The 20,085-nt window shown below is 54.8% G+C and carries 18 protein-coding genes and 1 pseudogene; 12 read left to right on the top strand and 7 right to left on the bottom strand.

Translation table 11 applies throughout. From position 1 onward, the window contains the following. Positions 1-59: 59 nt before the first annotated feature. The 3 genes from AC07UC_RS04020 (at position 60) to gshB (ending at position 2,554) form a co-directional block, all read left to right on the top strand. On the top strand, positions 60-1,064 hold the full coding sequence (locus AC07UC_RS04020; protein WP_494904168.1) for a glycosyltransferase: 1,005 nt from the start codon (positions 60-62) through the stop codon (positions 1,062-1,064). 4 nt (positions 1,065-1,068) lie between these two features. After that, positions 1,069-1,443: a GtrA family protein gene (locus AC07UC_RS04025; RefSeq protein ID WP_494904170.1), complete on the top strand. Its 375-nt coding sequence runs from the start codon at positions 1,069-1,071 to the stop codon at positions 1,441-1,443. 157 nt (positions 1,444-1,600) lie between these two features. Then, a complete protein-coding gene (gshB, locus tag AC07UC_RS04030) occupies positions 1,601-2,554 on the top strand; it encodes a glutathione synthase (RefSeq protein ID WP_140770924.1) in 954 nt (317 codons plus the stop codon). 90 nt (positions 2,555-2,644) lie between these two features. Here the strand turns inward: gshB and AC07UC_RS04035 are convergent, their stop codons facing one another. Next, positions 2,645-3,718 carry a glycosyltransferase family 2 protein gene (locus tag AC07UC_RS04035; RefSeq protein ID WP_494904172.1) on the bottom strand — a complete coding sequence of 358 codons (1,074 nt, stop codon included), beginning with the start codon at positions 3,716-3,718 and terminating at the stop codon, positions 2,645-2,647. Positions 3,719-3,892: 174 nt separating this feature from the next. On the opposite strand from AC07UC_RS04035, the gene AC07UC_RS04040 reads away from it, so the two are divergent. From AC07UC_RS04040 to AC07UC_RS04055, 4 genes and pseudogenes are all read left to right on the top strand, one after another. Further along, positions 3,893-5,011 (top strand): glycosyltransferase, encoded by a 1,119-nt coding sequence (locus AC07UC_RS04040; protein ID WP_494904174.1) that lies wholly within the window; start codon positions 3,893-3,895, stop codon positions 5,009-5,011. Positions 5,012-5,206: 195 nt separating this feature from the next. Continuing rightward, positions 5,207-5,308: pseudogene (locus AC07UC_RS04045) on the top strand (ATP-binding protein); the annotation flags it as partial. An 87-nt stretch (positions 5,309-5,395) separates the two neighbouring features. Then, positions 5,396-7,201, top strand: coding sequence for a recombinase family protein (locus tag AC07UC_RS04050; RefSeq protein ID WP_494904176.1), 1,806 nt, complete (start codon positions 5,396-5,398; stop codon positions 7,199-7,201). 241 nt (positions 7,202-7,442) lie between these two features. Then, positions 7,443-8,102 (top strand): hypothetical protein, encoded by a 660-nt coding sequence (locus AC07UC_RS04055; RefSeq protein WP_494904178.1) that lies wholly within the window; start codon positions 7,443-7,445, stop codon positions 8,100-8,102. 120 nt (positions 8,103-8,222) lie between these two features. On the opposite strand, the gene AC07UC_RS04060 is transcribed toward AC07UC_RS04055, so the two are convergent. Beyond that, positions 8,223-8,840: a hypothetical protein gene (locus AC07UC_RS04060; RefSeq protein ID WP_494904180.1), complete on the bottom strand. Its 618-nt coding sequence runs from the start codon at positions 8,838-8,840 to the stop codon at positions 8,223-8,225. A gap of 472 nt (positions 8,841-9,312) precedes the next feature. After that, positions 9,313-12,159, bottom strand: coding sequence for a plasmid replication protein, CyRepA1 family (locus AC07UC_RS04065; protein ID WP_494904182.1), 2,847 nt, complete (start codon positions 12,157-12,159; stop codon positions 9,313-9,315). A gap of 372 nt (positions 12,160-12,531) precedes the next feature. Here AC07UC_RS04065 and AC07UC_RS04070 point away from each other — a divergent pair, with 372 nt between their 5' ends. Then, complete coding sequence (locus AC07UC_RS04070; RefSeq protein WP_494904184.1) at positions 12,532-12,903, top strand: hypothetical protein; 372 nt, start codon at positions 12,532-12,534, stop codon at positions 12,901-12,903. 60 nt (positions 12,904-12,963) lie between these two features. On the opposite strand, the gene AC07UC_RS04075 is transcribed toward AC07UC_RS04070, so the two are convergent. Then, positions 12,964-13,293 carry a helix-turn-helix domain-containing protein gene (locus AC07UC_RS04075; RefSeq protein WP_494904186.1) on the bottom strand — a complete coding sequence of 110 codons (330 nt, stop codon included), beginning with the start codon at positions 13,291-13,293 and terminating at the stop codon, positions 12,964-12,966. A 164-nt stretch (positions 13,294-13,457) separates the two neighbouring features. On the opposite strand from AC07UC_RS04075, the gene AC07UC_RS04080 reads away from it, so the two are divergent. The 3 genes from AC07UC_RS04080 (at position 13,458) to AC07UC_RS04090 (ending at position 15,628) form a co-directional block, all read left to right on the top strand. Further along, a complete protein-coding gene (locus tag AC07UC_RS04080; RefSeq protein WP_494904188.1) occupies positions 13,458-13,784 on the top strand; it encodes a hypothetical protein in 327 nt (108 codons plus the stop codon). Between the two features lie 11 nt (positions 13,785-13,795). Continuing rightward, on the top strand, positions 13,796-14,338 hold the full coding sequence (locus AC07UC_RS04085; RefSeq protein ID WP_494904190.1) for a hypothetical protein: 543 nt from the start codon (positions 13,796-13,798) through the stop codon (positions 14,336-14,338). A 123-nt stretch (positions 14,339-14,461) separates the two neighbouring features. Continuing rightward, entirely contained in the window at positions 14,462-15,628 is a 1,167-nt protein-coding gene (locus tag AC07UC_RS04090; RefSeq protein ID WP_494904192.1) for an SH3 domain-containing protein, read from the top strand. A gap of 31 nt (positions 15,629-15,659) precedes the next feature. Here the strand turns inward: AC07UC_RS04090 and AC07UC_RS04095 are convergent, their stop codons facing one another. After that, positions 15,660-15,965 carry an ArsR/SmtB family transcription factor gene (locus AC07UC_RS04095; protein ID WP_494904194.1) on the bottom strand — a complete coding sequence of 102 codons (306 nt, stop codon included), beginning with the start codon at positions 15,963-15,965 and terminating at the stop codon, positions 15,660-15,662. A gap of 411 nt (positions 15,966-16,376) precedes the next feature. Between AC07UC_RS04095 and AC07UC_RS04100 the strand changes: the two genes are divergently transcribed. After that, positions 16,377-18,446 carry a hypothetical protein gene (locus AC07UC_RS04100; protein WP_494904196.1) on the top strand — a complete coding sequence of 690 codons (2,070 nt, stop codon included), beginning with the start codon at positions 16,377-16,379 and terminating at the stop codon, positions 18,444-18,446. A gap of 26 nt (positions 18,447-18,472) precedes the next feature. Here the strand turns inward: AC07UC_RS04100 and tsaD are convergent, their stop codons facing one another. Further along, the gene (tsaD, locus tag AC07UC_RS04105; protein WP_494904198.1) at positions 18,473-19,465 is read right to left on the bottom strand and encodes a tRNA (adenosine(37)-N6)-threonylcarbamoyltransferase complex transferase subunit TsaD; all 993 of its coding nucleotides are present in this window, start codon (positions 19,463-19,465) and stop codon (positions 18,473-18,475) included. After that, positions 19,462-20,067, bottom strand: a complete 606-nt coding sequence (locus AC07UC_RS04110) for an L-threonylcarbamoyladenylate synthase (protein ID WP_494904199.1) — start codon at positions 20,065-20,067, stop codon at positions 19,462-19,464. The genes tsaD and AC07UC_RS04110 overlap by 4 nt, the downstream gene beginning before the upstream one ends. Positions 20,068-20,085: the final 18 nt, after the last annotated feature.

Here is a 20,085-nt window from a genome sequence, read left to right on the forward strand (position 1 = left end):
TGGATGAGGCCGGTTTCCGGCGCGCGGCCGTGTGGTCGACAAGGCATTCGGAGACGAAAATGCCGCAAGACCACGAACCTGTCATCGCCGTGCTCCTGCCTTGCTACAATGAGGAGCTGACCATCGCCGAGGTGGTGCGGCGGTTCCGCGAAACGCTGCCGGCCGCCACCGTCTATGTCTATGACAACAATTCGAAGGACCTGACGGCGCTCCGCGCCCGAGCGGCAGGTGCCATCGTCGTGCGCGAGCCGCGCCAGGGCAAGGGCAATGTGGTGCGTCGCATGTTCGCCGACATCGATGCCGACATCTATCTGATGGCCGATGGCGACGGCACCTATGCGCCCGAGGACGCGCCACAGCTGATCAACACACTGCTGACCGAACGTTCCGACATGGTGGTGGGCACCAGGCGCGGCGTCTCCGACGATGCCGGACGGGCCGGCCATGCTTTCGGCAACCGTGTCTTCAACGGACTCTACAAATGGCTGTTCGGCAGCGATTTCACCGACATCTTCTCCGGCTACCGTGTCTTCACCCGGCGCTTCGTCAAGAGCTTTCCAGCCGTCTCCGGCGGCTTCGAGATCGAGACCGAAATGTCGGTACACGCCTCGCAGCTCAAATTGCCGGTCAGCGAAATCGCGCTCGACTACGGCCGCCGGCCGGCCGGATCGTCGTCGAAACTGTCGACCTTTGGCGACGGCGCCAGGATCCTGTGGATGTTCGCCATGCTGATGAAGGAGACGCAGCCGCTGCGCTTCTTCGGCGCCTTTTCGCTGTTCTTCCTGGCCTCGAGCCTGTTCCTGATGGTGCCGGTGCTGGTCGAGTTCGCTGAAACCGGCCTTGTCCCGCGTATACCGACCTGGGTGCTGTCGGTCGGTTTGCTGCTCTTGTCCATGCTTGCGGCGGTGACCGGGCTGATCCTTGATTCGGTGTCGCGCGGGCGGGCCGAACAGAAGCGCATCTTCTATCTCTCCATGCCTTCGGGCCGTGCCGAGCGTCGCACCGGCGCGATCGCGCCCGCCGCGGCAAAGGTCGCGCCGGGCAAGACACCCCGGGCGGCCTGAGGCGGTGAGCCGCCTCGTCCGCTTCGTCTTTGCCGGCGGAATCGGTTTCGTCGCCGATGCGGCGGCACTTTGGCTGCTGCTCACCTTCACGCCGCTGGGGCCCTTCGCCGCCCGCGTGCTGTCGATAGGCTTCGCGCTCTGCGTCACCTGGCAGATCAACCGGCACCTGACCTTCGCGCCCTCGCGCCGCGGCATGGCACGAGAAGGCGCCCGCTATGGCGGCGTCGGCATCGCCACCAGCATCGTCAACTACCTCGTCTATTCCGCGATCCTGCTCGCGCTGCCGGCAGCGCCGCCGCTTGCCGCCCTCGCCATCGCCTCGCTGGCCGCCATGGCGCTGTCCTTCCTCGGTTATTCCAGGCTAGTCTTCGATCGTTGATGCATGCCGCCCGAAAGCGGCTCCCGTTTGGGACAACGACATGCATGAAGCCAATGTCTAAAGCGCGTCGCAAGGATGCGCTTTAGATCGCTGGCCCGATTGGCAGAAGGCGCCGCGACCCTTATATCGCTCTCGTCGACTGCGCTGGGGACCTGCCATGAAGTTGAAAATCGCCGTCCAGATGGACCATATCTCCGCCGTGTCGATCGCCGGCGACACGTCTTTCGCACTGTCGCTGGAAGCGCAGCGGCGCGGCCACCAATTGTTCCACTATACGCCCGACCGGCTGTCGCTGCGCGACGGCAAGGTGTTTGCCCGCATCGAGGAGATGCAACTGCGCGATGAGAAGGGCAATCACTATTCGCTGGGCGAAAAGGTGCGCACCGATCTCTCCGAGATAGACGTCATCCTGCTGCGCCAGGATCCGCCCTTCGACATGAACTACATCACCACCACGCATATACTGGAGCGCATCCATCCGAAGACGCTGGTCGTCAACGACCCGGCCTGGGTGCGCAACAGCCCGGAAAAGATCTTCGTCACCGAATTTGCCGACCTGATGCCGGAAACGCTGATCACCAAGGATCCGCTGGAGGTGGCCGCCTTCCGCAAGGAGTTCGGCGACATCATCGTCAAGCCGCTCTACGGCAATGGCGGCGCCGGCATCTTCCATCTGCTGGAAGCCGACCGCAACCTCGCCTCGCTGCTCGAAATGTTCGGTCAGCTGTTCCGCGAGCCCTATATCGTGCAGCGCTACCTGAAGGACGTTCGCAAGGGCGACAAGCGCATCATCCTGATCGACGGCGAGCCGGTCGGCGCCATCAACCGGGTGCCGGCCGAGCACGATTCCCGCTCCAACATGCATGTCGGCGGACGCGCCGAGAAAACCGAGCTGACGGAGCGCGAGCGCGAGATATGCGCCCGCATCGGGCCATCGCTCAGGGAACGCGGCTTCATCCTGGTCGGCATCGACGTCATCGGCGACTACATGACCGAGATCAACGTGACGTCGCCGACCGGCGTGCGCGAAGTGCAGCGTTTCGGCGGCGCCGACATTGCCAGCCTGTTCTGGGATTGCGTGGAGGAGAAGCGGCGGAAGTCGGCCGTGTAAGGTGTGTTGTTACGGAGGACTTCGGTGAGCCCAGAGAAGCATCGAAAGATGCTCTTTATCGAATAAGACCGCTAAGCAGCGGCCATCACATCAAACTCTGTCCCGGAAGCGCCGAGGCCTCAGTTTCGGGGGAAGGAGACCGATAAGTTTGGTCTGCAATTTTCGCCGTGGTGTTGCCCAGTCTTTCAGCAGAAAACCCGCATCGGGGTTCTTTTCCAGCAATGTAAAAGCCGCAGACAGTCCGATCAAGTCGACCAAGGTCCTGCGCATTGAGTGGCGGGAGATCAAATGCTCCAGTCCCGGCGCCACCTCGCACCAACGATTGGCCAGTGCCCGCCGTATCGCTCTTTCGGTATCAGGCGACATCCTACCGAGGTCAACTCCGCCACCCAGGACGCGCCCGTCCGCCCAGCCATTGCCGCCGTGAAGTCGATAACTGCCAAGAACCCGCTCAATCCTCACGGTTCCCCCAATCATGTGGGCAGCACGAGCCATATAACCATCGGCACCTATCCTAATTTCGTCCGGATCAGATGGACGCATGATTTCAAGCGGAGCTCGACGAAACATCATCCCCGATGTGGTTGACCAAAACCAACCCACAGTACCTCGATCAATAAATAACAATGTTGGGTCAGCTTCCGTATCGACATGCAGGTAACCGCTCATTTTCGGCATCGATCGCGGGTCATTCAGGTGGAATACGGGATGACCGCCAGCAAGCAGCTTGCCGGCCGCATCTATCAACACTTCATCGGAGCTCGAGATCGCCGCGATACGGGTGTGACTGAGATGGGCTGTCGCATGGCATTCTATGAAGTCAGGATGCCAGGCATCGTCACCGTCAAGAAAGGAGATCAGAGGTCCGGCTGTCGCGTCAAGCCCAGTCATTATTGTTGCCAACTGCCCGCCATTTTGCGGTCGGGGCAGAAAGCGGAAACGGCTGTCGCCAAGCTGGGACAGACACTCTTCAATCCTTCGGCGGGAACCGTCGGTCGAAAAATCATCGACCACCACGCACTCGAACGCAGTGTACGTCTGCGCCGCTACGGATCGGATCGCAGTGTCGATGAATGCCTCTTGATTGAAACAGCCTACGCAAACGGATACGGTTGGTAGTGCGATGTGAGAACCAGCCCCGCTTGGGAGGATGCTTTCTTCCACGAGGCGCTCCTTCGCACACCAAATTTGATCGCTGAGATATTCAGTCGATCAGTTGGCGATGCTTTCTTTGCGAAATTTCTCTCTGCCGTCTTCCGTACTCATGATCGCAATTGCCGCATGTTGACTCTAAAGCACGGGTATCGCCCTCCTACCAGATTCGAGATTGTCAGAGCTATGCTGCGTCATGGCCGTAACCTCAGAAAAGGGCACCCTTCTGCGAAATCGCAACCTGCTCTTCAGGCAAGTTTGCTGTCGGACGATCCGTTCATATCCTATTCGGGAATGTCCGGTACGCCCCTCGGATTAGCAAGTCATATGCCTCTTCTTCCACGCGGCCACCGTGCCTGGTTTCTCATCTCGCCAACCTGGTCCATCGAAAACAGTTCTAGCGTCAAAACCATCCGCACCTATGCCGTTCTGCATAGACTTAGGAACCCCCGTCACTCGCTAATCTTCCTGTCCAACACGCAAGCCGAGGCTGATCTGTTGAATCAGTCCGGCGAGGCCGCCGTCCTGCACAACAAGACTTCAACAACCTCCGAATACATATTCAGGCCTCTCGATGACGTCCCTGTAGAGTTTGATGCAATCTACAATGCGCAACTGGCTCCGTGGAAGCGCCATGACTTGTCTCTTGGCATACCGCGTTGCGCATTTGTGTTTTATCGAGATAAAATCGAGTCCTCTACGAAGGAATCGGAGAGAGCACGAATAGATCGGCACAGAGAACTCGCGCCGCATCACGTCTTTATCAACGCGTTTGACGGCACCGGCAAGCCTGTCCGATTGACATCAGCTCACGTGAACACGCATCTAAATCGTGCAGCCGTTGGACTTTGTCTCTCTGAAGTGGAGGGACCAATGTTCGCCAGCACGGAATATCTTCTCGCGGGGCTTCCTGTGGTCACCACGCCGAACCTTGGCGGCCGAGACCTTTATCTGGATGACGAGTATTCGCTTACAGTTCCACCCGATCCTCGATCCATCGCGGAGGCTGTCTTGGCGCTGAAAGAGCGACGAATTCCCCGGGCTTATATTCGTTCGCAAACTTTGAAACGAGTTGAACGAGACCGCGAGCGGTTCATAGACCTTGTAAATGAGATTTTTCTGGAAAGCGGCTCCTTGCACCGGATCGCCATGCCTTGGCCTTTCCGATACCCTGTCATGGAGTGGCTTCCACCGCAGATCGCAATCGATCGATCCCTTTCCGGTGCGGTCGATGCCTTCGTCACCGCTCAGACGGCAACAGCCTCGGATTGCCAGAGGAACTGGTCGCCCTCTCAATGCGGTTGAGAGCAAGCGGAAGCAGCCCGTTTTCATTTCGTATTAACCATGTTCCGCTTTTGCAGCCGGATACAACCTGATTGCAACCAGTACGCTTCCGTGTTCCTGTAATGTTCTTGATTTGATCAAGGAAGTGTGGTTGTCTTCCCGAAGGGCCATTCTTAGCCAATCGGTTGGGTTGCGGCCGTATCTGGGGGCAGCAAAATGGTGGCGCGGGTTCGCACGGTCGCTTTCCAGGGCATCGAGGCCGTGCCGGTCGACGTGCAGGTGATGATCGCGCCCGGCAAGGTCGGCATGCAGATGGTAAGGCGGATTAATTTCTCCTAAATCAGCGGCCGGTTCCCGGTGCTAGAGCGCGTTGAGCTTGGATATCAGGCGGTCTACATAGATTCTATGTCTTCAGATGTCTCAGCCCCGCCGGCATACTCCTACATTCGGATGTCGACCGACATTCAATTGCGAGGTGACAGTCTCCGGAGGCAGGAACAGGCCTCGAAAAGGTATGCAGAGCAACATGGCCTGCATCTCGTTGAGGACTTCAAACTTGAGGATATTGGCGTCTCGGCATTCAAAGGCGCCAACGTTTCGTCAGGGGCACTTGGCCGATTCCTAGACCTTGTGAAGGCAGGGGAGATAATTAAGGGCTCCTATCTGCTGGTCGAGTCGTTAGATCGTATTAGCCGTCAGCAGATACTGGATTCAGTACCCATATTCTTCGACCTCGTGAAAAGCGGGATCAATGTCGTCACCCTTGCCGACAACCACGTCTATCGAGCGGGCGATACCAACGTTGCCGATGTCATCTACTCGGTTGTGGTCCTTGGTCGAGCGTATGAGGAATCCAAGACCAAGAGCATGCGCGTTGGTGCAGCTTGGGAGAACAAGCGGAAGAACGCCGGTAGCAGGAAGCTGACCAAAGTAGCCCCGGCCTGGTTGTTGTTGCAGGAGGATCGGAAGAGTTTCGACCCGATATCTGAACGTGTCGATGTTGTCCGCCAGATTTTTCAGATGGCTGACGCGGGCCACGGGTCTTTTACCATCGCACGCCGGCTCAATCAGTCAGGCGTACCAACATTCACCAAGTCACACGGCTGGCATGAGTCGTATGTGACTAAGATTCTCAACAATCGAGCCGCGCTTGGTGAGTTCCAGCCGCACCGCTACGATGACCATGGGGATCGTGTCCCGCATGGCGAACCGGTTATCGACTACTTTCCCAGGATCATAGAAGAAGACCAGTTCCATCGTGTTCAAGCCTCACGTCGAAGAAGGCTTGTCGAAGGGGCCGGACGAAAGGGACCCGAATACCGAAATCTCTTCACTAAGATAGCCAAATGCGAGTACTGCGGCGCACCGATGAGGTTCGTACACAAAGGGCGACCACCCAAGGGGTCGCAAGCGCTGAAATGTACAAACGCGGTTCGCGGTCTTGGCTGTGAGGGCATTAGCTGGCGGTATTCCGATTTCGAGACATCGTTCCTCTACTTCGTCAAGGAGATTGACCTCACCGCTACGTTGAAGGCTGCCGCAGAGAATTCCGAACGTGCATCACTCGAACAGCAAATCACGGCTATCGAGGAGAAGGTTCGCCAACTCAGGGTTAAGCGAGAGCGGATTTTCGACTTGTTGACCGAGCCGGGATCATCCACGGCCTTCATCAAAGGCAAACTCGACGAATGTGAAGTATCAATCGCTGCCGAAGAAGCGCTGATCGCGCAAATCCGTGAGCAAAGATCGATCGCGGACACGCTGCCGACCATCTCCGCCGGCGAGTTGCGTTCATTGATCGCATCGATTCAAGATATGTCCGCACCAGACATTTTTGAGCGGCGAGCGGCAGTGGCTAACCGGCTGAGCATACTGGTAACCTCGTTGCGGTTAGCAGCAGACGGTAGGCGGCCCAAAATGAAGGGGATCAAAACCTTCTTGGATCGCCAGGGGCTAAGTCCGGATGAACGGGATCAATTGCTCGAACACGTCGAAAGGTCCAACGAAGAGGGGCAACGGTACAATCGTAGCTTCAGGGTCATGCTGGCCGATGGCGTTTCTCGCTATGTAGTGGTGAAGAGTGACGAACCGACTGACATCATTGCAGAGGTTCTAGTCGACAAGGATGGTACGATCTCCGGTAGCGATCGTGGGATGCCGATTGGTAGGTTGTGGGAAACCGAATTCGACGAGCCTGTCGCAGCTCAGTAATCTGAGATTTTCCACCCAACCCACGGCCACTGCGATTCAACCACCATAAATAGTTGGCCGGTACATTCCCACGATCATTCTCAGAACCTTCAGAACCGTTTTTCCCTCGTTTTTCAGTTTCCAAACATCGGTTTTCTGAACCGTGCCGACGGCGATCCTCGCACGACTTCAATCACCTAAACGCAATTCCAACCCACGAGATTCGATGGGTCTATATCCCTATGAAAGAAGCCCAACTCACATGCTGCAAACCCACTCACACGTCTCTTCACCCTCCATCTCATCTCAATATGCATCTTGGTTCGATGACAGGATCGAGCAGTTCATCGAAGCTCACAAAGGCAGATTCGATCCACCCTCATTCTTCAAACGACGGAACGGGTTTTTCATCACGATCTCGTTCGATCACAGCCGTCGCAAGCAGCGGTTAGAAGGTTCCGCCCTGATCGACGGACCATGTGCCAAAACGGTGATGGATACGTTCACAGACCTATACAACTCAATCTGCCGCAATGTGATTGGACGGAACTATCATCGACCATCATTCCACGAGCTCAAACCTCTAGCTATCGGTTGTCTGGACATGAACGGATCGAGATACTGGAGATCGATGGGAGAGTTAGAAAACGCCCATATACACTCGATCTGGATTTTCACCGATCAAACCAGAGATGGATTTCAAAAGTTATTAGCCGACAAAGAACGGCTGCTATCCGTCAAGGAACGGTTTTCGATTCGAGAGCTAGATATCCAGCAGCTGGATCATGACCATCGAAATTCGACGGGTGAGAGCCGTGCATCATCGTACATGGCCAAATTCATGGTGCACAATAATCACGAGCTAAAAGTTGCTGACGATTTCAGGGTGCTGCCGATCGGCTCCACCAGATCAGTCCACTGACATCGGTTCAGGGCACGATGTCGAGTCGATGAGGGAAACGGGGTCACTTAGCGCAGTGGCGGGCAAGTTCACTCGCAAATTCGCCATGAAAGGGGTTTCGCACTGAGAAAAGGGGCTGGGCTAGTCGCGGTCCTTCACTTCGGTAGCAGCACCTTCGCCTGATGACAAACCGATAGGCAACAACTTCTCCGACATCTCCTGGGGAATGCTCCCCCTTCCTTCGAAGAGTTTCCTAGCTTTAGCCGCCGCCGTTCTTATCTCCCCGGCATTATCACGAGATCGCTCGATGACATCGTCAAATTGATCCGATCCCATATCAGGAACAATTGATCCGTCCTCTATACCTTTCATCAGATTCTGAGACCGAATTAACAAATTCGTTACTTTGTCAGACATATCTGCCGATTTCTCCAAAATAACGGCTACGTCTGAGACCATACCTTCAGCCTGTTTTAGCATAGACTTGGCGTCCACTAAGGAAGCCAATATCGAAGTTGCGCCAATTAAGATCACGCCGTTGGCAATATACCAGATGATCCTCCCCGCTAGCCAAACAGTGCTGGAGCCGGTTGCAGTGTCAGTTCCCCATCCAATGATCGGTGAAACAATATTCCATATGATGCCTAGGCACGTAGCGGCGGCCGCTGCACCGACGAGGCCGATAAGTATCTTTGTCGCGCGGCGACCGTAGTGTTGCTCGAATTTATCGAGCAATGGTCCAAAACCGAAGTCGACCATCGTCCGCCTACCCCTGCTAGAAGTCCGAACGCCACACTGCCTCGATTCCATAAACTTGGGGAGTCTCTAATCGACGCGGGACGTGGCGATGGCACGAATGGCGAAATTCATGGTGCACAATAATCACGAGCTAAAAGTCGCCGACGACTTCAGGGTGCTGCCGAATCAGGTCGACAAAACGATCAACTAAGACAGGGTTCAGGCAGGGTGCAGGTATGGTTGTGAACTGAATCTGAACTGAAAGGCACTTAGGATTTGGTTGTTCGGTCAACACCGGAAATTCGAATGGCCTCGCTGCCACCCTGCCTGGATTTCTGGATTTCAGGAGACGCCCGTGAACCGGGTGTGTGGCTTGGTGTGGCCTTGCAAGAATGAGAATGGGATTTGCGCAGCGACCTAAAAGAAGATGCCCCACCCCCTAACAGAGAGGGGCAGGGCATGTGTTGATATAGTAAATTGGCTGCCAGTCCTCTCAAGCTGCGTGTCGGAGGTTGTTCGAGTTGCGCTGTACGGTGATCTTCATCATCCGTTCCAAGCTGGCTTGGGTGATCTGATACGGGACGACCGTAGTTCCTCCTGCGTTAGTCTTAGGAAGCTTGGTCAATTCAAGACCAACCATGTCCAGGAATCGACGAAGCTGGGTGATTGGATTTTTGTCGAGACCCTTATGGATAGCGACATTGAATTGCTGCTGGATGGCGATCCGATTGGTTTTGAACCAATCGATGAATGGCAAAAGATCAAGTTTGCCAAAGCTGACATCTGGGTTGAAGACGAAGTCTCGATAGATCGGCGTCATGGAGAGCGTTTCCATCAACAAAATACGGCCATTCCGCACGTTCGGAATCAGCATGCCTGACTGTTTGCGCCTGTCTGGATGATGGATCCCATCACCGAGCGCGTCGCTGGTCTTGGGATCGAGCATCATCTCAAAGTTGGCCACACAAGTACGGAAACGCCCCCTATCATCGAGGGTGATCAGTTCGTTCGAGATCGACTGATTATAGAACCGCTCCATCGCCGACCGTTCATAGCCCGCACGCTCGCTATCGTCGGCAAACTCGTACCTCCGGATGCGACGATCGATTCGCTGGAAATCGGCTTCTGGCAACGGTTCCGCTTGCATCAGTCGATTGACGTGAAGTTTGACCCGGCGTTCTTTGCCTTGTGAAAGGATGCCCGATCCAAGGTACGCGATTTCGGCATGCGGACCGACGTGTTCGATTTCCCAACCCTGCTGCACTTTGTAATGTAAGAAGTTCCTCCAAAGGTGGTTTTTGGATGCTCTCTGGAGTGAGATGATCGCCGTGGCGACGTCCAGCAGCGGATCGGGGCGAATAACTCGTGTGGGGATGAAATCCATCGTCCATTCACGAGCAGAACTGCTGAACACGTGGGCGTCCAGTGCGTCGTTTTTCACTACGCTGAGGTCGGTTTCAAAGGAATATGTGGCCGGCGAAATGTAGACTTTGACCTGCTTGGGGTGACGAACTCGGCCCAGCTGTTGGTCGCACTCGAAATGGGTTAGCACTTGCGGGACGAACAGGCCGTATACGGTGTCGTAAAACTGCTCGTCATTTGGGAACGTAATGTCCACGCCAGTACCAATGGACGGCGATGACAAAACGGCGTGGTATTTCCGCGCCTCGACCGATGGGCTCTTGATAAATGACATCGCGGCAGGGTCCTTGGTTGCTGTCTCTTCAGACGTGACCACAAGGCAGGTGATCTCAGGGCATTGATCCGCGAGTTGCGTCGCAATGTCCTTTATCTTCTCCCTGGAATTCGACGTAAAATAGCAACGCTTGCCTTGCTGTATGGCGGTTATGAAGTCGCCAATCAGGTGGGTCTCCGAAGCAAAAACCGCGAGTTTGCCTTTGGGTGAGCGGTACTGGTTGATAACGATCTGGCTGTTCGATGGCCCGTCTTTGCGCTCGGCCCACTCCCTAATGAAGTTGAATGATGTCCACGAAAGGTCCGCATCCGAAGCGATGACTCGCTTTGCTCTGGCAAGTATGCAGATCACTGCATTTAAAACGTCGGAACGTTTGTCAGCGAGCGTTTGGGAAAGTAGGTGCGCAAGCACCTGCTCCGATTCGTCAATCACCACGACATCGTAAGGGGCCTCTTCAACCACTTTAAGGATGCTGTCTAGGCAAATGCCATAGCGCTGTCGGCGCTTCGCCAAAGGCTCGTCCACCTGATCATCATGGAGGTAGCACGCAAGGCCCATTCCCGAGCACATTGTGTCGATCAAGGCACGTCGATGCCCTATCAGAAGGACACGACCTTTCGTCGACCCAACAATCTGCGAAAGCAGCTTCGTTTTTCCCGTGCCCTTTGGGCTTTTTATGAACGTCGTACCGTCTTCGATACGGACGGCACTGATGAATTTCTCATCGCGAAACGAGATTTTGGCACCCTCCAAACTAGCGAGTGGCCCCTCATGAGTTGGGCTCGCTAAACCTTGTGACGAACGCGCGAAGTTCCGTGCCCACTTGTCGAAATCATTGAAATCTTGCGGTTCAGGTTGTCCTTGCCAATAAGTGACACCGCAAGCGCTGCAATGGACACCTTTGTTCCGCTTGTTGGCGTTTTCAACGACAAAGGCGCTTGGGTTCTTGTCGTCGTGAACAGGGCAATGCACTTCCGTCTTGGCCGGCGCGCTGGCGAGCAGAATCTCGATGCCTTTTGCAGTGCGAACAATCTGCTCCAGCGGCAATTGGATTGTGGAACGCCCTGTGCCAATCGCACCAATTGACCGATCGTTGTGGCCGGCAGTCGCCGTCTGCTCGATCAATGCATCGACCAAAGCCGGTGCAAGTGTCATTCTGATTTCAAAGATCTGGGCATCTGTGTTGCCGTAGAACATGCGAGCGGCATCGATTGCCTTCGGGTCGCCATGGAGCTTCAGTGCGAGAGAACGGGTAGCTGCTTTGACATCATCAGCGTCAAGCAGAGTCTCCTCGAGGGCGAACACCACGCGGAACCGATGTTGGTCAGGGGCGTGGCTGCACGTCGTATATATAAAAGACGCGTGTTCCTGGATGAAGGGATGTTTTAGTGCCTCTGAAAGGGTCATCCCGCCATCGATGTCCACGGACAAAATGTCCGTGGCAACGAAGTTGTCGGCCTTACGCCGACCGCTGAGTTCTGCACAGTAGGCGTAGCCGTTCTTGATGTTGGCGATCAACTCGCCGACGGAGACCTGGCAGGGTTCGAACCCATCCGCCCTTGCTAGAGTGTCGCCGAGTTCGTCTTTGTTGATGAGCCGCTTGTTTATGGACAAGCGGAGGGGTTTGGTTGTGAAACCATTCATTTTAAAGTCCTTTACTGTTGTTTGGTGGCCCAGCAGGATGCTGAATTTTTGAAAATATTAATTTTTAAAAATGTGAAGCCGCTTTATCACTAAGGCCTATGTAGCATTAATGGGCGAAAAACGCAATATAACGGAAATTTGGCAAATCTATACTTAAGTTAAACCAATGCCCATTGGTTTAACTTAATTCGCAGAATCCAGCGCGATATCAGTGGGTTGTGCGAGCCCTCGGCGTCAAAACCCACTTAGGCGTCAAACCCGCGCCATTCTGCTCGAAAAAAGTTTTGCTTCAATATGCCCGACTCGGGCCGCGTTGACCTTCTCAGTCGTTCGGCGGGATGCCGTTGTCGATCAACAAGGAAGGAGATCACAATGGCATTCGAAGGATTGAAGCTGGTCGCCACCCCGAAGCAAGATGCATCGGATCCGGCATCCAAACGTCGGCAAAGGCTGGTCATGCAGATCGATCATCAGCTGTATATGGCCGAACCGGAAAACGTCGCCCGGAAATTCCGTGGCCGCTGGTGGACGATCGGCATCGATGGCAAGCCGACGCTGGCGATCAAGTACGGCAAAATCCCCCTGGAGCTTGCCAAAGGCAAGCATGCGATAGCATGCGCTGATATCGCCGGCGTCACCGATGCACTTCAGAAGGCCCGGGTAGCTGCCATTGACGGAACGTTCGACAGTCAGCTGGCCAGCGTGTCTGAGCAGGTTAGGGCTCGTTTCAAGAAGGGCCGGTGATTTTACCTGTGTGTGAAAAGTAGCCCATCCCGATACTGTACTTGGGATGGGTCCAATGCCTCAGACCCGCCGTCTTGCAAGCGCACGAAGTTGCTCGACCGCCACGATCAGATCACTATCGGTCAAATCCCTAAGCAGCAATCGCGCCTCCGTCTCATTCCTTATTCGGTCGTCGGGACGCTTAGCCTGTTCAAAGAAGCTCTCGACCGGGACGTCAAGAGCGTCGCTCAATCGGATCAATGTCTCGAAACTCGGCCAATTGACGCCTCGCTCCCACTGCGAAACCGCGTCAAGCGATCTGCCTGTGCGGGACGCAAGATCGTCCTGCGTTAAGCCTCGAAGCTTCCTAAGCTCCTTCAGAATCAATCCAAAATTGTCGATTGCAGACATGTCGCAGATGTGCGCTGCCTGCCAATTTCGTTGAACCTAGAGAATTACGATATTTGATAAATTTATCGTAGAGAACTACCAGTTTTTGTTGATCCCCTGCGCGACCAAGAGTATCGCTATCCTGCATCAGGGGTCGCCTGAAAGCGGGTGAGAAGGGGTATCGAATGGAAGAAGCAGCAGCGCCTATCAGCACGATCGACTGCCCGTATTGCTCGGAGCCGATCAATCCCAAGTCCAAGAAGTGCAAGCACTGCGGGGAAATTCTCGATCCGCAAATGCGGGAAATTGAGCTTCTGAAGAGCCAGAGAAACAGCCCTCAGGTGTTTATGAATGCTGGCGGCGGAGCGGCAGCCGCGGCTGCATCAGGTGCCGGTACCCTTAGGCGATTTCCTCACTGGTTCCACATCCTGTTGACCATCGTTACCGGCGGGCTTTGGCTGCCGGGGTACATCCTGATGTACCTGTTTCGAAACAAGCGGTACTACTATTGAGGAGAGGGCAGATGAGCATTTTATCGGCTGCCTTTCCCCGCAGCAGCATTTCTCGAGGCGTTTTAGCGGCACTATCGATTGCTGTTGCCACTCCAACCCCGCTGTTTGCCGATAGCAGCTTTCGCGGTTTCACCGTGTCGGACAGCCCTGATCAGGTTGACAACACCGCAAAGAGCCAAGGATTCACCGTAAAATGGCGAGGTGACGACAGCGAGGGCAAGCGTGCCACGCTTTTCGACCGGGATAACGATTGCGGATCGATCGCGTTCAACGGTGATCGCAAGATCAAGAAAATGGTGTTTGCAGCGTGCTTTTTCGGTGCTGAGGGGCTCGGATTGCGACAAGTCACGCAGGAATTCGTCAACAAGTTTGGTGGCCCGGCCGAAATGGAGGTGATCTCCGGTGATGAGGTATGCAAGGGCGGCCAGCCTTTTGCGTTCAAGGGACGAACCTCGGAAGGCGAACTGTTTCGGATAGAGGAGGATTGCTTCAGCATGGCGCTAGATGCCGTGGTAGAAATCACGCCTGGATCGGGCAAGGGTTTGAAGTTCTAGTTGGCCCCAATCGTCCTGGTCCAACGGCTCAGGGCTTCGGGACTGAAATTCATCAAGTTCACAACAATGAGTCGACAGTCTCATCAGCCTCGCACTAAACTGTGTCGGGGTTGTTCTGGGGCCATGTTTCGCGTCTTTTCCATCTGCGTCGCACTGTTTATCGCAATGGCTTTGCTGGATACGCCAGCGGCTCGCGCTGGCTTGCAATTCGAGGCTGGTCAGACCGATGGTGGACTTCATTACGTAGTTGTCTCAGGCGATTTCGCCTATCAGGACGATCTGTTGGCTTTTGAGAATCTGGTGCGATCCAGTGCCGCGACTGCCGTTACGTTTAGGTCGCCTGGTGGCAACATCCAGAAGGCCATGGAGTTGGGCAGGCTCATCCGTAGAATGGGCATCAACACGGTGCAGTTCAGGGTCGCGGAGTGCGCGTCAGCTTGCTCGCTTTCGTTTCTCGGCGGGGTTGTGCGCTATGCAGAACCGGGTTCCATCGGTGTTCACAAGTCTTCGTTTCAAGGCGACGTCCCTCTGAGCACTGACGAGGCGGTTTCCGCCGTCCAGCAAATTACCGCCGACATAATCACCTACATGATCGAAATGGGTGCGGACCCTGCCCTACTTCAGCTTTCGCTGCAGTACGACAGCAACGATATTCGCTATCTGTCGACGAGCGAGATGGCGAAATATAAGGTTGTGACGTTATCACCTGGTGCTGATCAGCCGAACGTAGCGAGCCAGGTGCCGCCACATACGCAACCGCCCCCGTCAGCCCCGCCGGTACTTGCCTCCCAACCACCAGCAACGAGGCCGTCGCTCTTCATTCCAGATGCCCATTCGGGACGGATCGGTCACCCCAGGGGCGCTGCACCGCTCAAGGCGTTGCCGGAGGCTAAGTCAGAGAATGTTGCCGTAATACGGAACGGAGTTGCGGTTGCGATCCTCGGCAATACGGGCCGATGGTATAAGGTCCAGATAGAAAACAGGGTTGGCTATATGCATGACACTTGGGTTCACGTCGACCAGTATGACAGTGGCCCCTTCGGTAAACGCCATATCCAGGTGAAGAGCTTCGGCGACTACGCTGCGGCTGAGGCGTATGTGCGGTCATCATCCATCCCGCTTTCTGCCTATCTCGCCACCAATGGTTGGTTCGCGATCACCCTCGACAACACGTTCGACGAGCGTATGGCCAAAAACCTGGTCAATGAGATGAAGGCTAAGGGTGCGATCCCTGTGGATGCCTACCCCACTTTCGGCAACAATTACGTCCGCAAAGTGTGCTGCCAATAGTTCTGGTGGAACGCCGGACTGCCTTTCTTTGTCAGCGTTGTCTTTGTAGAAGGCCACACATAGCGGTGATCGCCTCGTCAATTCCCTGTTCATTTCGTTTGTAGAAGACCTGTGTTCCGACCTTCGTCGCGGAAACCAACCCAGCTTCTGTCAGCCAGCGCATGTGCAGGCTAACTGACTCCTGCGTGATGCCGAGTCTGCCGCAGATCAGCTTGTTCGTCAGACCGGTTTGTCGCGCGTCGGGAATGTCTGGGAAATACAGCTCCGGCCAACTGAGAAAATCCAGGATCTTAAGCCTGCTCTCGCAGGCCAGTGCCTTGACAATGCGCGCGTCCATCGCCGTTCTCCATCAGTTTGGTCCGATGGATGGTGCTGTCCCCGAAGGTTCGACTATCGACAACGGGCATTGAGGCGGATTTTATGGGCTCTGGCCGTCTAGCTGCCGGTCTCGCCCCAATTCGATCCTCACAGTCATTCCCGATGTTTGCCCTCAAAAGGAAGCCAGAAAATCCTGCGACTAACTGTGATTCAGGCGCCAAGCTAGTCCGCAGCCCTGCCGCGATCTCGTTGATAGATGTAACGGAACCACCATGCGATGCGATCCTCGCCGGACTTAGATCAAGCCAAAGGAGCGCCGTGCTGGTATTCCGCTCGATCAACAATTGCTAGATTATTGGACCCTCTACCAGCCGGCCATCGGCGTAGTTGAATCTTCCGGCTCCGGCCGCCGGGCGCTCTCGGAGATACAATGACTAAACCAAAACGAGCACATGGTCGGTCTCTTAGCGACTTCCTACCGCTATCGACTGCCGAACAGAAATTGTTGGAAGCCTGCCGGATGGGCCGAGAATGCCGTCTCATAAATTCCAAACCACTGGTAGATGAGTTCAAAGGACTTGAAGGTGACCCGAGCTTCTTTGCAAAGGCATACGCTGTGGCCAGGCGCCCCGCTCAATCTGCTGCAGAAGACGCAATCAGCGATACAGCAACCATCTTTCTTACGGAATTCGCGACATTTGCTCGCAATTTCTCATACGAGCCGGTGGATCAGCTGGGTGAGGTAGAAGCCCGCGCCCTATTTCGAGCGCAGTCTTCCAAATTCGCGGCCGAACTAGCCGGATGGCGCGGAGTACCAGCAAACGAGACCACCTCTGTGCGGGCCGAATTTCTTCGTTTTCTCGTCTTGGGCGGCGATGATCAAAACCCTGTACATGAATATGGCGTTCAATTGGTGGGCGGATGGATTATCCCGGATGCGGTTGAGAACGGGCTCAACCTTTCTGGAATTAATATACCGTTTAACGTGCGGCTTGAGGGTTGTTTGATTTCCGGACCGATATCATTCGAAGGATCAACGACGCGCACATTGATCTTCCGATCATCCCGCATCGACGATATAAACTTCAAAGCTGCATCGGTCAGAGGCGATATTGACTTAAGCAGTGGGTTACTTTGCTCTGGAACCCTTCACATATCTGGCGCCACAATTGGCGGATCAATAAACTGCGCAGGAGCAACGCTTTCCAACCCACGCGGGCAGACCATCGTCGCCGATTTCGCCGAGATCCGTGGCAGTCTCCAACTCGGCGCAAACTTTGTATCCCTTGGTCAAGTTCGCCTGGCAGGCGGACGCGTTGATGGTCATCTCCAGATGTCGGGTGGTTACCTGAGAACGTTTCAGTCCATACCCGACAATCGAGTGCACTCGCGCCCGCGTCTCTCATTCGTGCTAGATCTTCAGAACTTGGCGGTGGGGAGCTTCTTCCTAAGCCCTATATTGCCCGCGCACCCTGATCCCGTCCGACTCATAGGTTCTCTAAATCTTGTTGCCACCAAAGCTGGAAATCTCGTTTTCGACCCGAAATCAGCCCCCCCCAAATACGTAGTTGGAGACCGGGGTGAAAGACTCGACTGTACCGTTACGCTAGATGGCTTCCAATATAATCATGTCGGTGTACTTGCTGGAAACGATATCTTGTCAGCAATGCTTTCACTAATAAAAAGACAACCCTCGCGTCATTTGGGCGTGGAATTTCGCCCCCAACCTCACGAACAACTATCCAAGACCCTTCTTGCTATGGGGCGTGAGAGAGACGCTAAGAAGGTTCTCCAGGACAAGGCTACTGCGCTGCGGCATCAAGAGTGGTTATTGTTGAGGCGGGCATTCTTACGCCGAGTTAGCAGTCCTTCTTTGCCAAGCTTCAGACAATCCTCATGGTGGCGGTCGTTTGGTGACGCGCGGTCCTTCATTCTTTTCCTTGCGTGGCCACTGACCACCTTCTTGGCTTTGCTGCAGTTCGCGATTGGGAGCCTTTTGCTCTTACTTCGATGGTTCACCTTGAACCTATTCTTAGGGGCAGGGCATCGCCAGTCACCGACCTACCTTGCATTTGCTTTGCTCTTGGTTGGGAGTGGTTGGTTTTATCAAGAAGCCGCTAAAGTGCCCGGTTCATTCGTCCCAGTTGACAAAGCGTTTGCTCGAGATTTGCACAACCGGCAAGCGTGTGGTCAGGGAATCGCCAACCAACCTGTGAACTGGACAGCTTGCACGAGTCAGCAGATACCCGAACTCGTTGAATTCCAACCCTATATTTATTCGCTTGATTTAATGCTTCAGGTCGGCCCGCTCGGTCAGAAAAGAGCATGGGAACCAGCGACTGACGGTAGTCAGCCCATATTAATTGAGATGCCCCTAATAAAGTCGTATTCACTTAGCCAAGACGCGTTACATACTTGGACCGTCGTGCAATCTATCTTAGCAATAGTGCTGTACGTGCTGATTGTTAGGATGTTAACTATGCAAATTCGAGACAAATAGACTCTGAGCGGCAACTGGATTGGGCGTCAAAACTGGTTCATAGGCAAATTCGGGCTGACAATTGGCCTCGGGTGTTTGTTCAATCGTAAATAGTCCCACCCTGCCAATGCAATCATCGCCGCATTGTCCGTTGCCCACTTTATGGGGGGTAGACATAGAGTGACCCCCATTTCCCGGCAAAGGATTGACGCTCGTTCACGGAGTTGTGGGCTCGCAGCAACGCCCCCCACAACAGCAAAGCACTTTGATGGGCGATCTGTAAGCGCCAGACGGCTCTTTTTCAGCAAAACATCCATGCAAGCATCAACGAATGATGCGGCGAGGTCTTCACGAACTGCGCCCTGTTGTATCGCCCTGCTTGCAGCTGACTTGAGCCCAGAAAATGAAAAATCGAGGCCCTCATTGATCAGTGGTCGGGGAAGGGTAACCGTTGTTTTCCCAATTTTAGCCAGTTGATCCATCTTAGCGCCTGCAGGGTATCCCAGCCCCATCTGACGCCCTACCTTGTCGTAAGCTTCGCCGACAGAATCGTCCCTCGTGCTGCCCAATATTTCTACCTCTGCGCCACCTTTCATGTGTGCAAGGAACGTATGACCGCCAGAGACTAAAAGGATGGTGGCCGGGAATGAAAGCCGTGCTTCCTCGAGGTCGGCGCTTCTGAGGTGACCTCGCAGGTGGTTGACGCCTATCACAGGGACGTTCCAACCCATACCAAGGCCAGATGCTGCATTGAGGCCTACCAAGAGAGGACCAATCAGACCCGGGCCGCGAGTAACTGCTATTGCCTCAAGTTCAGCCCCCCGAACAGCTGCTTCGTCGAGTACATGCTCGATAACGTCGAAAATTGCGGCTACGTGTGCTCGGCTGGCAACCTCCGGGAAAACACCTCCATAAGGTTTATGAACCTCCAATTGCCCGACCGTCATACTCGAAACAACGCTACCCGCTGCATCCACAACTGCAGCAGCCGTATCATCACAAGATGATTCGATCCCCAATATGTATTCTTTTTTGCTCACGAAATTATTTCTCTAATTGTGTCTGAGGAAACCTCTCCCTCACGCTCAATTTTTGGAGGGTCGCAATTACAATTTACCAGCGATGACGGGCGTTCAGTCCTCGATACTCCTTGAACGACCAGATCTGGCTGACCACTTAACTGCAACAAGGCCTGGTCGGTGGTTGAGGGTGGGAGGGATCCATGCGCATTCGCGCTTGTCACAAAAAGGGGTCCAGTAAGTTGCAAAACCGCAAGCAAGAACTCGTCCGCAGGAATTCGTACAGCGATTTCATCTCGTCCAGCGAGCCACTTCGGCTTCAAGTCGCCAAGTCCCAGCGCAATAGTAAGTGGCCCCGGGACGAAACTGGAATTCAGGAGACGGTTCGCAGCCGGCGTTACAATTACTCCCAAGGGATCGAGTTGGCCAGGCGAGGCGACCATGATGGGGAGCCTGCGCTCAAGTGGCCGCATCTTCAACCGATAGAGTTTTTCAACAGCTGCCTCCCTCGAAGGGATCGCCGCAAGGCCAAGCACCGTATCCGTGGGCAGCAAGACCACCCCTCCATCCTGTAGACATCTTGCGACCTCCCCTACCGTCGGTTGAGCCTGAAACTCGTTCATCTGCCTCTCCAGAGCTTG

It is taken from the genome of Mesorhizobium sp. GW821-FHT04C10 (assembly GCF_059420305.1).